Genomic DNA, 12,707 nt, shown 5'->3' on the forward strand with positions numbered 1-12,707 from the left:
GCTGCAACGGCCCTGGGGAAGCTGATGGCACGCATCCTGGCCTTTACCAACAACAAGGGCGGCACTGGCAAGTCCACCCTCTGCGTCCACGCGGCCCAGTTGACGGCCCAGCGGGGCCATGCCGTTCTGCTAGTCGATCTCACCTCCCAAACCACCGCCAGCAGCTTTTACCTCGAAGAGGCCGGATCCCTTCCCCCAGAGGAGACCGTTTGGGCTAGCCTCCACCCTCACCACCAGCGGCCTCTGGAGGAAGTCATCTATTGCACCGACAAGGGAGTGGATGTGGCGCCCTCCCACCGCACCATGGCCGAAGTGGCAGCCCACCTAGCGGCTGCCGGGGAGGCGGGCCAAAACCTCCTCCAGCGTCAACTGGATCCCTTGCTGTCGGAGTACGACTTTATCTTTCTCGACACGCCAGGGGAGCTGAATGCCCTCACCGCCAATGCTTTGCGGGCAGCCCAGCGGGTGTTGATCCCGACACGGCTCAACCGCGCCGACTTCTCCTGCACAGAAGAGACCCTGCGCTATATCGAGACCCTCAAGGGCGAGCTGAGCCAGGCCCGCGCTGTCCTGACCATGTTGGACGACCGCTACCTGCCCGGCGGCATTTGGTCGGGATCTCACACTGGACAGTTGTACGTGCACGCGCAACAGATTTTTGCGGATGTGCTCTCACCCGTTACCATTCCAGATAGTAGCGACTTGCGCACAGCTTTCGATTATGGCCTGACGGTCATGGACTATCGGCCTGGGGCGGCCGTGTGCGGGCGCCTGCTGCAGTTTGTTGAACGTGAGGTGCTCCTGTGACTGGGTCTGAGCGTAGCTTGTTTTCTCGTGCGGGAGGAGCCCCCCGCCGCCCCGCCCGGCGCAAAGTAAAGTCAGAGTCCCCCTCCACCCCTGGACGTGAGGAAACGGCAATGTCTACCGCAGAAACGTCGGAACTCGAAGCCCTCAAAGGCCAGTTGGCGGAGGCCCAACGGCAGCTTCAGGAATACCAAAACAAAATCTCCAGCCTACAGGCTCAACTCGAGCAAGTCACAGCCCACCGCGACGAATTGCAAAAGGCACTGGTCCAACTCCAGGCAGTGGCGGATGAGCGGGCCAAAACCATCCAGGAACTGCAAAGCCGCCAAGGGCAGGCCACGCTGCCGGTTAAGCCCCAAACCTCTGCCTCCCCCCTGCAGGCACCCAAGAAGATCCTCAATCGGCCTATCTTTGACAATGTATCCCCCACCGACGAAGACATGCCTCCCTACATGCTGGACTAGGCCACGCTGGGATCCCCTGCCCAAGCAGTTGGGTATTGCACCCAGGGGAAGGGGGGTGTATGGTTGGGGATCCCTAGTCTTTACGCTATGACTGCGTCCCAGGCAAAGATGACGGTTTCTGGCGATGCCATTCCACCCCACGGAGGTACTCTAATTAACCGCATTGCCTCGCCTGAGGAGGCGGAGGAGCTCCGCTCCAAGGCCCAACACTGCCCTGTTATCCGCCTCGACGAGCGGGCTCAATCGGATCTCGAGATGATTGCCATCGGGGGCTACAGCCCGCTGACGGGCTTTATGGGGCGGGAAGATTACCATTCGGTTTTGGAGACAATGCACTTGGCCAACGGCCTGGCATGGTCGCTGCCGATTACGCTGCCAGTTTCGGAGGAAATAGCTGCCGGGCTCAAGGAAGGGCAAACCGTGGCCCTAGCCAATGCTGAGGGCAAGCTTTTGGGCGTGTTGGAACTGACCGAGAAATTTACCTACGACAAAACCCGCGAGGCGCAGCAGGTCTACCGCACTACGGATGAACAACACCCAGGGGTGAAGGTGCTCTACGAACAGGGATCCGTTTACCTAGCCGGCCCTGTCACGCTCCTGCAGCGGGATCCGCATCCCCTTTTTCCGGCCTACCAGATTGATCCAGCTCAGTCGCGGCAACTGTTTCGGGAAAGAGGGTGGAAGACGATTGTCGGTTTTCAGACTCGCAACCCCATCCATCGCGCCCACGAGTATATCCAGAAGTGCGCTCTGGAAATTGTGGACGGCCTGTTTCTCCACCCGCTGGTGGGAGCCACCAAAAGCGACGACATTCCCGCCGAGGTGCGCATGCGCTGCTATGAGGTGTTGATTGAAAAGTACTACCCCAAAGAGCGGGTGATCTTGGCCATTAACCCTGCAGCCATGCGCTATGCAGGACCGCGGGAAGCCATCTTCCACGCCCTTGTTCGCAAAAACTACGGCTGCACCCATTTCATTGTGGGCCGGGATCACGCTGGGGTAGGCAACTACTACGGCCCCTATGACGCCCAGCACATTTTCGACGAGTTCCGGCCCGAGGAGCTGGGCATCATCCCCCTCAAGTTTGAACACGCCTTCTACTGCACCGTCACGGGCACCATGGCCACGGTCAAGACCAGTCCCAGCCAGCCCCACCAGCGCATTCACCTCTCGGGCACCAAGGTGCGGGAAATGCTGCGCCGTGGCGAAGTGCCGCCGCCGGAGTTCTCCCGCCCTGAAGTGGCCCAGCTCCTTGTGGAGGCCATGCGAGAACGCAGCTCCTCCTAGCCTCTTGGTGGGAAACCACCCAGGCGCTGGATTCTAGACCTAGCCGAGAGCTCGAAGGCACGGGGCAGATTTTGCAGAGGTTAACGACCTGGCCTATCGACAGTTGCCGATTTTGGGTTTATCACTGAGGGGAGAGTGGTGCAAGCTGCCCACCTAAGCCTTCCGCTACCTACCCTGGGCTAGTGGCTCGACCCCAGCGCGCGGCGGAGGCAACTGTGTTTTCTTTGCCGTTTCCAGGGTCAACCTATGCAGAAATCAACCCTTCTTTCCAGGCTTGCCCTCGCCCTGCCCGCCTCCCTCCTGCTGGCAGAGGCTGCTCTGGCCTACCCCTGTAACTGGGTTGGGGCTGAAGCCTACAACTTCTCCAGCCCCACGGTTGAGGTTGACAGCTTCGAAGTGTTGCCTGCCTCCTCCTTTGCAGGTAACGGCTTCATTGGGGTGGCTATTGAAACGGTAGATGAACAGGCACCTCAAGGCGCCATTAGCCGCCGCCTGTTTGGCCCTGCCCCTCGCCTGCAAGGGATACGGGTCGTTGGCCTCCTCCAGAATGGACCGGCCCACCAAGCAGGTCTGGCGCAGGGCGACATTCTCCTCGGGGTCGACGGACAGCGGGTCACCTCGGTGCAGCAGGTTCAGCAGCTCATCCAAAACACCCCTGTGGGCCAGCGGCTACCGATTACCTTCCGGCGCGGCGGGCAGGTTCTATCCACAGTGGTGGTGGTGGGCGATGGCCGCGTGTTGCGCCCCCTGATGCTGCAGCAGCGGTAAGCGGGTGACCGCTGAGGTAGGCCTAGCAGAGACGGTCTGGGTGGTCTGCGGCCTCAACGGCTTGCTGGCTCTTGGCCTGCTTGCTTTAGTTCGCCCAATCTTGCGCTTGCGCACAGCGCTTTGGGTTACGGAGCGGGCTCTGGACAACTGGCAAAGAGCAGCAAAGCCGGCTTTGGCCCTTACCTCGGCTGAGCTTCTCCACCTGCGGGCTCGCCTGCAAGCCAATCGCACCACCCTTGGCCGCTGGCGGCGCCGGCTCCAGTTCTGGCAGGGGATCCGCCGGCTAGCGCTTTGGCTGCAACAAAGGCTCTATGGATAGCTGCTCCTCCCTACCCAACCCCATCCGCTTGCAGGTCATGGCCAACGCTCTGGCCGGGATTGCTGAGGAGATGGGGGCACGTCTCATTCGCGGCTCCTACTCTGCCAACATCAAGGAACGGCGGGATTGCTCCACGGCTTTGTTTGACGCCCAGGGGGCTTGTATTGCCCAGGCGGCCCACATCCCGGTTCACCTAGGCGCTCTTTCCCAAGCCGTGCAGGCAGTGGTGGCAGCTGGCCCCCAGCCGGGAGAGGTGTTTGTCCTCAACGATCCCTATCAAGGGGGATCCCATCTGCCGGATATCACCGTGGTGGCGGCCATTCCCGGCCTGCGGGATCCCAGCCAGGTCTGCGCCTATGCGGTAAACCGCGCCCACCATGCCGACGTCGGGGGGATGCGCCCCGGCTCCATGCCCGCTGATTCCAGCGAGATCTGGCAGGAGGGTTTGGTGATCCCACCCGTACGGCTGGCCAGGTTTTCTCTGGAAGGAGAGTTGCGCTGGCAGGAAGATCTGCTGCGCTTTATTCTGGCCAATGTGCGCAATCCTGAGCAGCGCCGCGGAGACCTGCAGGCCCAAGTGGGAGCCAACGTGGTAGGGGCAAGCCGGTTTCGCCAGCTGCTAGCCCGCTTTGGCGAGGAGGAGGCTTGGCAGCTCATTGCGGAAGTGATTGCCTATAGTCGGCGGCGGATGCAGGCCCAAATCCGCGCGCTGCCCGATGGGATCTACAGGGCTGCAGATTGGTTGGAAGGGGAGGGGGATCCGCCCAAGCCGCTCCGCATCCAGGTGCAGATTGAAGTGCAGGGGGAGAGGTTGCGGGTGGACTTCAGCGGCACGGCGCCAGCCACGGCAGGCAACCTAAACGCTCCCCTGGCCGTGACCCGCTCGGCGGTGCTCTTTGCCCTGCGCTGCCTTTTGGATCCCACCGCTCCCAGCAATGCCGGGCTAGAGGAGCCCATCGAGATCGTGGCCCCACCCGGCTGCCTGGTCAACGCCCAATTTCCGGCGGCGGTGGTGGCCGGCAATGTGGAAACCTCGCAGCGCATTGCCGATGTGGTGTTCAAAGCCCTGGCGCCGGTGGCTGGATCGCGGAGCATGGCCCAAGGGCAGGGCACCATGAACAACTGTGTCCTGGGCAACCGCCACTTTACCTACTACGAAACCCTGGGGGGCGGCCAAGGGGCCAGTCGCCAGCGGCCAGGCCTGGATGGGGTGCATGTGGGCCTGAGCAATACCCTCAACACCCCCATCGAAGCCCTAGAGCTGGAGTATCCCCTGCGGGTGTTGCGCTACGAGCTGCGCCAAGATTCTGGGGGCATTGGGCAGCAGCGGGGCGGCTGGGGGCTGATCCGCTCCCTCCAGGTGTTACAAGACTGCACCCTTTCCCTCCTCACCGACCGCCGCTACTACGCCCCCCAGGGAGAAGAGGGCGGCGGAGCCGGCCAGGTGGGGATCAACCTTGTCAACGGGGAACCCCTGCCCAGCAAGATTAGCCGCCCCCTGAAAGCTGGCGATGTGGTGACCCTCTATACCCCTGGCGGCGGCGCCTGGGGCTCCAGCGAGGGGCAGGCGCGGGAGGTTGGGTAGCCCAGATGGGCAAGCAACAACTGCTCGCAGCGGCGGAGCACATCCTCGCGGCTGGTAAAGTGCTCCAGCCTTTGCACTTGTTGACCTTTCTCAAACAAAATTAAGGTCGGCAGCGAGCGCACCCGATAGCGGCGCGGCAGCCAAAAATTGTTATCCACATTCACCCGCACCACCTCAACGGATCTCTCCCCTTCGGAGGCCAGGCGGTCGATAAGCGGTTGAACGAAGCGACACAAACCGCACCAAGGCGCGCCAAACTCTAACAACACCAACCCATCGCTTGTCAAAAGTTCTTGATTAAAAGCCTCTAAAGCAACTGGCGAGATCATTGCTCCCAAACTAAAGCAGTTGTTTGGGATCATGCTACCAGGCAACTCTGCTGGCTGCAGAAACCAGTTGCGGATGGAAAGCATAAAGAATCACAACAAAGCTCAACACCCCCAGATAGGCCCAGCGGAGAAACTCACGTGGGTACAGTTGCTGGCGTCCTTGCAGAATGGCTAAGCCGGGGATCACGGAGGTGCGGGCCTTGAGATCGCGGAAGGCGTGGCCGTACTTGCGCTCCAGGCGGTAATCCCCGTGCCAAACGGCAAATAGGTGGTAGGCCACCAGCGCCAGCGAGGTGACCAGCATAAAACTGGAGCCAATCCACAGGGAATGGGCCACACACCAGATGACCTGACCGACTAGCTGGGGATGGCGGGTGAGGCGGATGATCCCAGTTGTAAACAAGTGGATCTCCGGCTGGCGAAGGGCGACAATCTCCAGCACGTTAAAGGTGGCCGGATACAGGAAGAAAAACGAGAGCGCAGACAAAAGGACGACGGTAGTGTGGATCCCGGGAACAGCCTGCAGATTCCAAAGGATTACGCCGTCGTAGCAGTGGTTAGAAAAGTAGACGAGCAACAGCGGCGCCAGGCTAAGACTGACCAGGACAAAGAAAAGGCGGTACAGACGCGCTCCCAGCCACGCTTCTCCCCAGGGGCGCAAGTAGGCTAGTCCACTGTGGGCGCAGGCAAATCCCAAGATCATGCCCAGCATGATGGCATGGGAGCGGTAGGGGGCCAGCCCTGGCAGCCAGTGGCTAAAAAGGGGGGGTGACATCCTCTTTCGCGGTTGCCGTGACCTATGCTTAGCTTAAAGATAAGTTACATTCGACTCCCCATGCAGAAGACTCTCTTCCTACGTCTTGTCGGCCTGCTCCTGGCGATGGCCCTTATCCTGGGCTGGGCGATCCCAGGCGCGCAAGCAGCCCGTCTCACGGGCAAGTATTACGAAGACAGCATGACCATCATCCAAACGCTGCGCACGGCTCTCTTGGAGGGGGATCCTGTCCTCAAGCCGGAGGAGGCACGGGCGGAGGTCATGGAGGCCATGCAAGAATTTGTAGGGCGCTACCATGGCCCTCGCTACAACAAGTTGCCATCCTTCACGACCCTGCGCACGGTGTTCAACACCGTGGCCTCCCACTACCGCACCTCGGATCGACCGCTGGAGCCAGAAAAGCTAGAGCGGGTGCTGATGCAACTGGATCGGGCAGAGATGGCCTTGCGCCGTGAGGGTTAAGCTTTAGGCAAGGCGCAGCGTTGCTCTAATGCCAACGCGGTGGAGTCCGCTCTCCCACAGCTCCAGCTGGCCTCCCATTTCCCTCAGGAGTCGCTCGCTAACCCGCCAGGCGGCGCTGTCTTGTGGCTGGATGGGCAGGCAGCACCGCCCTTCAAGCTTCCACTCCAGACAGAAGTGCTCCTCCCCGCCAGGATAGGCGCTCAGAGCCATTGAGCCGTAGCAGAGGGTGCGAATGCCCCAGCGACACACGCCCAGCAGCGCCTGCACCAAGCCATGGGGATCCGCCCAGACAGTGAGGCTGTCGGGAAGCCAAGAGGACTGGAGGGCAGGCCAGTCGTAGCGGATGCCCCGATCCTGGGCCTGGAGCCGAGTGAGGCTGTGGATCTCTTGCAAAAGAGGACGCAGGCGCGTTGGCCTTGGCCGCAGCGGCTGAATGGGCAGGTCGTGGCGAGCCAGGCGAGTGTATTCTTCCAGCAGCTTGAGCAGGCGCTCCACCGCCTCCTTGGCGCTCTGCAGGCACTCTCGCTCCTCCTCTCGAGAGTCGCACAGATTGGACAACACTAACTGCAGGGCTCCCATCTGGCTGCTGAGGGGATTGCGCAGCTCGTGGCCGATACTCACCAGAAGCTCCTGCTGAAAAGCGCGCATCACCTCAGAGCGCTCAAAGGCAAACTGCCAGTCCATCCCCTCCTGGTCTGCGGCAGGGGCAGGCGGGAAAGAGGGAGGGTCAGGGGGGGTGGCAGGCAAGGCTTTGCTCAACTGGAAAGGCAACCCGTCATTGGCGGCAGCAGCTCTTGGCCCCTCTCTGGGCTGGCAACGCTGCTCACCACTTTTTTACCCGACAAAGCAGGCGCTGACTACCCGCTCAATCCCGGCCAGATCCCGGTGCACCTGGATCTGCTGGTAACACCCCTGCGCTCGCAGCTGCTCGGCCACCCAAGGTGCCTGGCCCTGCATCACCTCCACTGCCCAGAAGGAGTTGGGGGCTAGATAATCCGGCGCGCCCTCAATCAACACCCGCAGATGAACCAGCCCATCTTCCCCGCCGTCCAGGGCCTCTCGCGGCTCGTGCAGCCGCACCTCAGGCATGAGGTGATCTAGCTCCCCTCTAGGGATGTAGGGAGGGTTGGAGACAAGGCCGCGCAGCCGACCCCGCCAGGGATCCAAGGGTGTAAACCAGGATCCCTCAAGCAGATGCACCCGCTCCTGCAGCCCGTGATCGGTCACGTTGGCTGCCGCCACTGCCAGGGCTGCCGGGCTCACGTCCACGGCCAGAAGCTGCAGCTGGGGGTGCCTGTGGGCCAAGGCAATGGCGATGGCGCCGCTGCCGGTACCCAAGTCAGCAAAAGGGGAGCCCGGGGGCAGAGGGTTGGCCTGCAGCCACAGGGAGGCTTGCTCCACCAGCAGCTCAGTCTCGGGGCGCGGGATCAGCACTGCTGGCGTTACCTGCAAGCTCAGCCCTGCCCACTCTACCTTGCCCAGCAGGTATTGCAGAGGGATGCGCTCCTCTAGCCGACGCCGCCACAGCGCCTCCACCTCAGCCAGCGGATCCCCCTTCCCTACTGGCGGCCGACCCAGCAGCCGTTCCAATGGCCCCCAGCCCAGATACTCCCTAAGCAAGAGATCCACTTCCTGCGGAGAAACGCCAGCAGCCCGTGCTGCCTGCAGAGCCTGCGCCCGCCATGCCAGCAACTCTTCCACCAGCGCCGAGCGGGATCCCCCTGCAGCTTGGTTCAACGGCGCTGAGGTTGAGGCGTGGCCGAGGGACTGGCCTGGGGAGTTGCGGAGCGTATCCACGACTGCACGTACTCCAGCGAGGCACGCGGTGGGATGAAGGCAATCTTTTGCACATCCTCTTGGGCATCAGGTGCCAACATGCGCTCCACCACAATGGCTAGGGAAGTGACCTCGATCTGGGTTTTGCCAACCACGCTGGGGTTTTGCGCCGCCGCCCGCTCCAGAGCTTTCTTTAGGTCGTTGCGGTCAAAAAAGAAAGGCACCACTTCCTGGCCATTCTGCTCGATGGTCAGCAGCCCCTCGGGGGAGCGGCCATAGAACAGAGGCACGCCAATGGCCTCTGGGGGCACCTTTTGCCCCGTTTCTTTGAGCACCTGCTTGGCTGCCTCTACATCGCCAGGGCGGGGCACCACCTCAAAGTACAGATTGCTATTTTTAGCTCGCTCTTCTTCCGATTTCTCATAGGCATAGCCTAGGGGGATGGGCACCACTCGGGCTTGCTTGCCTATCTCGGGGTTTTTGGCCTTCACCTGCTCCAGGGCTTGCTGGGCTTGGTTTTGATCTAGCCAAAGAGAAGCCACCTGAATGGTGCGACCCTCCCGCTCCACGTTGGCAACCACAGGGGTGCCGTTCTGCGAGACAATGGCAAAAACCGGCACCAGATTGAGCCGCTCGGCTACCTCCTGACGACTCAGGGGGGCTGCCACTACCTGAGCCGGCCAGAAGCTCCCCTGAGCCAATACGGGGATCCCCACCAGCCCCAGCAGCAGAGTGCTACGGAGGGCTAACGCCATTGCTGTCCGTCTGCCGGCCTGAGTTGCAGAGCGGCCAGAGAATCGCAAAGGTGGCGCTGCCTTGCTGTGCATCATTTCCATCATCTACTCCCAACGTCGCGCCTTGTTCTTGTTGCCCTCCTGGCAAGAGCTCCTGGGCCACCCTAGAGGTCAAGTTAAAGCATTTGTTAAGCCCTGTCGAGGGGTAAGGCTCCTGATTTGGGTGGGGATCCCGCATACCCCCTACTATATACGGGGTCGAAGGAAATCGAACCACCCTAAATGCAGATCTCAGGGCAAACCGTGAATCCTCATCCCAACTTCAGGCAAAGCCCTTGCTTTTGGAGTGGTTTTGCTTGAGATCAGGTGCCAGGGATTCCTCAGGACAAAACAGGCGGCATTGCTCGACGGTAACTCGAACTCGCGTGCCCACTGGCAATGCCTCCCGCGCTAGGGCATGCAACTCCTTGCCCGTCTCCGTGGCTAGGCAATAGCGATACTCCCGCCCCAAAAACTGGCGATCCCGAATGATTGCCTTTCCTTGGGGATCGGGATGCAGGCGGAGCTCCTCCTGCAGAACCATCAACTCTGCCCACTGCAGATTGGAGTCGGGCTGATCCCCGACCGCACGGAAGGGAAGGTGCAGCAGCCCCTCAACTTTCCAACCCCCCTCGCGCCGCTCACAGCGGAGAAAGTTGGCCTGGGTAATAAACTCGGCCACAAAGCGAGTAGCCGGCTCCCGGTAGACCTCCTCTGGCGATCCCCATTGCTCAATACGGCCTCCCCGCATCACCGCCACCCAGTCGGAAAGAGAGAGAGCCTCTTCTTGGTCGTGGGTAACGAAAATGGCCGAAGTCCGAGTTTGCTTGAGGATCTTGCGAATTTCCTCCCGTAGGTAGTAGCGTGTCTGCACATCCAAGTTACTCAGCGGCTCATCCAACAGGATTAGGCTAGGCTTGGGGGCCAAAGCTCGGGCCAGCGCCACCCGCTGCTGTTGTCCACCCGAAAGTTCATGGGGATAGCGGTGGACATAGTCTTCTAGGCCCACTAGCCGCAACACCTCGTAGGCGCGTTCCCGCGCCTGTTGGTGGTAAGCTTGCCTCTTGCTGGCCACCGCAGGGGATTGAAGGCCGAACATGACATTTGCCAACACGTTCAGGTGGGGAAACAGGGCAAAGTCCTGAAACACCAGCCCCACTCCCCGCCGCTCTGGCGGAACCCACTGCCCCTCCCCCGCCACCACCTGACCCCCTATTCGGATCCGGCCGCTGTCCGGCTGCTCAAAGCCAGCAATGATGCGCAATAAGGTGGTTTTCCCACAGCCCGACGGACCGACGATCCCCAGGATATCCCCTTGGGGCAGGCGAAACGCCACTTCCTGCAAAACCAATTGCCGCTGACCAGGAAAACCCTTGCTGAGGCCCTCAACCTCAAGAATGTAGGAAGAGTCCGCCTGGCCAGCGTTGGACATCGAGAAAGCCAAGAACTCAGCCATGACAATTGTTGCAAGAGATTTTCACTATCTTTACCACGCTACCACACCTCCGGCCCTCCCCGGCCTGCTGCCGGTTAGATAAGGGGCAGCGGGAACAGAAGGGGCAAGCAGGAACTAGTGTTACACTGAGTTAACGAAGTTTCTCAGGCTCTGGCGGCGCTTGTTCCCGACGGCGCGTGCCAGGTTTTCTTGTGGATGAGTTTTGAGACAAAGTTGCCGGAACGTGCTCTGGTTACAGGGGCCAGTCGAGGGATCGGCAAAGCTGTGGCCCTGGCCCTGGCCCAGCAGGGGCTGACAGTTGCGCTAGTGGCTCGTTCTCAACCTGATTTGCTGGCAGTGCAGGCGGAGATCCAGGCAAAAGGGGGAAAGGCAGAGGTTTTTCCTATCGACCTGGCCGATTTGACCGCTCTACCGCAGCGGCTGCAAGCTCTTCTGGATCGATTTGGCGGTTGTGATGTTTTGGTGAATAATGCCGGCATAGCCCACGTTGGGCCTTTGGCCACTCTCTCGTTATCGGCGTGGCAGCGGGTGATCGACTTAAACTTAACAGCAGCCTTCCTCTGTGCCCAAGCCGTCCTTCCGGGAATGCGCCAGCAGGGCTTTGGCGTGATTGTCAACGTGGTCTCGATTGCGGGCAAGCGAGCTTTTCCCAATTGGGGGGCCTACTGTGCCAGCAAGTTCGGCCTACTCGGCTTTTCCCAAGCCTTGGCTGAGGAAGAACGGCAGCACGGTATCCGGGTAACCAGCCTCTGCCCTGGAGCGGTGAACACGCCCCTCTGGGATAGGGTGGAGGTTGATTTTGACCGCTCCCAGATGCTCTCGCCGGAGTGGGTAGCGGATGTGGTGGCCTATCTCGTCCGCCTGCCCAGGGGTGCTGTAGTGGAGGACCTAACCCTCATGCCAGCAGCCGGGACCTTGTAGGTGGGGCCAGCTCTGACCCTTCCGAAAGCAATGCTTGTCAGCCCGGCTTTTGAGCCGACCATCTCGCGGCAGCGTCTCTCCTGACAAATTTCTTCAACTCCTCGTTCAACTCAAGGGATATCTTGCTATGACTCTTGCCAAGCCTGGATTGAGTGCCGAGTTTCGCCTGAGCGACAAAGCCAACCTCAAGTCTCGGGTTCTCCGCGATCTGTCCCCTTCGACAGAGCCAGAGACTTCAGAAAGCCTAGATCCGGCAATGGTGGCGGCAGTGGAGACGTTGCTACGGGGAATTGGCGAGGATCCCGAGCGGGAGGGCCTCAAGAAAACCCCGGAGCGGGTGGTGGCGGCGCTGAAGTTTTTGACCAGCGGCTATCGACAGTCTTTGGAAGAGCTCATCAATGGGGCCATCTTCGACGAAGGCCACGATGAGATGGTGCTGCTGCGGGACATCACTGTGTTTAGCCTCTGCGAGCACCACCTTTTGCCCTTCATCGGCAAGGCCCATGTGGCCTACATTCCTAAGCAAAGGGTAGTGGGCTTGAGCAAAATTGCCCGTATTGTGGAGATGTACTCCCGCCGCCTGCAGGTTCAGGAACGCCTGACCCGGCAAATTGCGGAAGCCTTGATGGAGGTGTTGGATCCTTATGGGGTTGGAGTGGTTATCGAGGCTACCCACATGTGCATGGTGATGCGCGGGGTTCAAAAGCCAGGCTCCTGGACGGTTACCAGCTCGATGGTGGGGGTGTTCCGGGAGGATCCCCGCACGCGCGAGGAGTTCTTGAGCCTTATTCGCCACCCGTCCAACCTTTAAGGCTCCCGCAGAGTTTTGCCGGCAAGGAGATTAATCCCCTACTTAAGTGGGGAATACTAGCCTAAGATTGATGCAAACTCTGCCAGCAGCGACGCCTGTCATGAGCGAGGTCAGCCCCGAAAAAGACGCTGGTTGGAAGCCGCCAACCCCGCCTGGTGTCCAACGCTCCCCACGGGC

General features: G+C 60.8%; 15 protein-coding genes. 9 read left to right on the top strand and 6 right to left on the bottom strand.

Annotation, left to right across the window (positions count from 1 at the left end; genetic code table 11):
• Window positions 1–24 precede the first annotated feature (24 nt).
• From NW812_RS07755 to NW812_RS07780, 6 genes are all read left to right on the top strand, one after another.
• Window positions 25–807 (top strand): ParA family protein, encoded by a 783-nt coding sequence (locus NW812_RS07755; RefSeq protein WP_414395603.1) that lies wholly within the window; start codon window positions 25–27, stop codon window positions 805–807.
• A gap of 110 nt (window positions 808–917) precedes the next feature.
• Window positions 918–1,268: a hypothetical protein gene (locus NW812_RS07760; RefSeq protein WP_414395605.1), complete on the top strand. Its 351-nt coding sequence runs from the start codon at window positions 918–920 to the stop codon at window positions 1,266–1,268.
• 108 nt (window positions 1,269–1,376) lie between these two features.
• Window positions 1,377–2,555 carry a sulfate adenylyltransferase gene (gene sat / locus NW812_RS07765; protein ID WP_414395607.1) on the top strand — a complete coding sequence of 393 codons (1,179 nt, stop codon included), beginning with the start codon at window positions 1,377–1,379 and terminating at the stop codon, window positions 2,553–2,555.
• 246 nt (window positions 2,556–2,801) lie between these two features.
• Window positions 2,802–3,323: a PDZ domain-containing protein gene (locus tag NW812_RS07770; RefSeq protein ID WP_414395609.1), complete on the top strand. Its 522-nt coding sequence runs from the start codon at window positions 2,802–2,804 to the stop codon at window positions 3,321–3,323.
• 4 nt (window positions 3,324–3,327) lie between these two features.
• A complete protein-coding gene (locus NW812_RS07775; RefSeq protein WP_414395611.1) occupies window positions 3,328–3,642 on the top strand; it encodes a hypothetical protein in 315 nt (104 codons plus the stop codon).
• Window positions 3,635–5,227 (top strand): hydantoinase B/oxoprolinase family protein, encoded by a 1,593-nt coding sequence (locus NW812_RS07780; RefSeq protein WP_414395613.1) that lies wholly within the window; start codon window positions 3,635–3,637, stop codon window positions 5,225–5,227. Before NW812_RS07775 ends, NW812_RS07780 begins: the two co-directional genes overlap by 8 nt.
• Here NW812_RS07780 and NW812_RS07785 read toward each other — a convergent pair.
• Together NW812_RS07785 and NW812_RS07790 are read right to left on the bottom strand one after the other, a co-directional pair.
• Complete coding sequence (locus NW812_RS07785) at window positions 5,167–5,640, bottom strand: thioredoxin family protein (protein WP_414395615.1); 474 nt, start codon at window positions 5,638–5,640, stop codon at window positions 5,167–5,169. The two genes, NW812_RS07780 and NW812_RS07785, sit on opposite strands and share 61 nt — an antisense overlap.
• The gene (locus NW812_RS07790; protein ID WP_414395617.1) at window positions 5,591–6,331 is read right to left on the bottom strand and encodes an NnrU family protein; all 741 of its coding nucleotides are present in this window, start codon (window positions 6,329–6,331) and stop codon (window positions 5,591–5,593) included. Before NW812_RS07790 ends, NW812_RS07785 begins: the two co-directional genes overlap by 50 nt.
• Before the next feature lie 60 nt (window positions 6,332–6,391).
• Here NW812_RS07790 and psb27 point away from each other — a divergent pair, with 60 nt between their 5' ends.
• Window positions 6,392–6,793, top strand: a complete 402-nt coding sequence (psb27, locus tag NW812_RS07795; RefSeq protein WP_414395619.1) for a photosystem II protein Psb27 — start codon at window positions 6,392–6,394, stop codon at window positions 6,791–6,793.
• Between the two features lie 3 nt (window positions 6,794–6,796).
• On the opposite strand, the gene NW812_RS07800 is transcribed toward psb27, so the two are convergent.
• The 4 genes from NW812_RS07800 to NW812_RS07815 form a co-directional block, all read right to left on the bottom strand.
• Window positions 6,797–7,477 (bottom strand): sensor histidine kinase, encoded by a 681-nt coding sequence (locus tag NW812_RS07800; protein ID WP_414395621.1) that lies wholly within the window; start codon window positions 7,475–7,477, stop codon window positions 6,797–6,799.
• A 150-nt stretch (window positions 7,478–7,627) separates the two neighbouring features.
• Window positions 7,628–8,530, bottom strand: coding sequence for a peptide chain release factor N(5)-glutamine methyltransferase (prmC, locus tag NW812_RS07805; RefSeq protein WP_414395622.1), 903 nt, complete (start codon window positions 8,528–8,530; stop codon window positions 7,628–7,630).
• Window positions 8,527–9,324 (bottom strand): Tic22 family protein, encoded by a 798-nt coding sequence (locus NW812_RS07810; RefSeq protein WP_414395624.1) that lies wholly within the window; start codon window positions 9,322–9,324, stop codon window positions 8,527–8,529. The genes prmC and NW812_RS07810 overlap by 4 nt, the downstream gene beginning before the upstream one ends.
• Window positions 9,325–9,625: 301 nt before the next feature.
• Window positions 9,626–10,798, bottom strand: a complete 1,173-nt coding sequence (locus tag NW812_RS07815; RefSeq protein ID WP_414395626.1) for an ABC transporter ATP-binding protein — start codon at window positions 10,796–10,798, stop codon at window positions 9,626–9,628.
• 195 nt (window positions 10,799–10,993) lie between these two features.
• On the opposite strand from NW812_RS07815, the gene NW812_RS07820 reads away from it, so the two are divergent.
• Together NW812_RS07820 and folE are read left to right on the top strand one after the other, a co-directional pair.
• Entirely contained in the window at window positions 10,994–11,719 is a 726-nt protein-coding gene (locus NW812_RS07820; protein WP_414395628.1) for an SDR family oxidoreductase, read from the top strand.
• Window positions 11,720–11,846: 127 nt separating this feature from the next.
• Window positions 11,847–12,530, top strand: coding sequence for a GTP cyclohydrolase I FolE (folE, locus tag NW812_RS07825; RefSeq protein ID WP_414395630.1), 684 nt, complete (start codon window positions 11,847–11,849; stop codon window positions 12,528–12,530).
• The last annotated feature ends 177 nt before the right edge of the window (window positions 12,531–12,707 follow it).

This window comes from Synechococcus sp. O70.2 (assembly GCF_047462135.1).
Classification (GTDB): Bacteria; Cyanobacteriota; Cyanobacteriia; order Thermostichales; family Thermostichaceae; genus Thermostichus.

Excerpts from the sequence above, each read along its gene's own strand:
- NW812_RS07755 (WP_414395603.1), top strand. The coding sequence starts at position 25 with ATGGCACGCATCCTGGCCTTTACCAACAACAAGGGCGGCACTGGCAAG.
- NW812_RS07760 (WP_414395605.1), top strand. The coding sequence starts at position 918 with ATGTCTACCGCAGAAACGTCGGAACTCGAAGCCCTCAAAGGCCAGTTG.
- sat (WP_414395607.1), top strand. The coding sequence starts at position 1,377 with ATGACGGTTTCTGGCGATGCCATTCCACCCCACGGAGGTACTCTAATT.
- NW812_RS07770 (WP_414395609.1), top strand. The coding sequence starts at position 2,802 with ATGCAGAAATCAACCCTTCTTTCCAGGCTTGCCCTCGCCCTGCCCGCC.
- NW812_RS07780 (WP_414395613.1), top strand. The coding sequence starts at position 3,635 with ATGGATAGCTGCTCCTCCCTACCCAACCCCATCCGCTTGCAGGTCATG.
- NW812_RS07785 (WP_414395615.1), bottom strand. The coding sequence starts at position 5,640 with ATGCTTTCCATCCGCAACTGGTTTCTGCAGCCAGCAGAGTTGCCTGGT.
- NW812_RS07790 (WP_414395617.1), bottom strand. The coding sequence starts at position 6,331 with ATGTCACCCCCCCTTTTTAGCCACTGGCTGCCAGGGCTGGCCCCCTAC.
- psb27 (WP_414395619.1), top strand. The coding sequence starts at position 6,392 with ATGCAGAAGACTCTCTTCCTACGTCTTGTCGGCCTGCTCCTGGCGATG.
- NW812_RS07800 (WP_414395621.1), bottom strand. The coding sequence starts at position 7,477 with ATGGACTGGCAGTTTGCCTTTGAGCGCTCTGAGGTGATGCGCGCTTTT.
- NW812_RS07810 (WP_414395624.1), bottom strand. The coding sequence starts at position 9,324 with ATGGCGTTAGCCCTCCGTAGCACTCTGCTGCTGGGGCTGGTGGGGATC.
- NW812_RS07815 (WP_414395626.1), bottom strand. The coding sequence starts at position 10,798 with ATGGCTGAGTTCTTGGCTTTCTCGATGTCCAACGCTGGCCAGGCGGAC.
- NW812_RS07820 (WP_414395628.1), top strand. The coding sequence starts at position 10,994 with ATGAGTTTTGAGACAAAGTTGCCGGAACGTGCTCTGGTTACAGGGGCC.
- folE (WP_414395630.1), top strand. The coding sequence starts at position 11,847 with ATGACTCTTGCCAAGCCTGGATTGAGTGCCGAGTTTCGCCTGAGCGAC.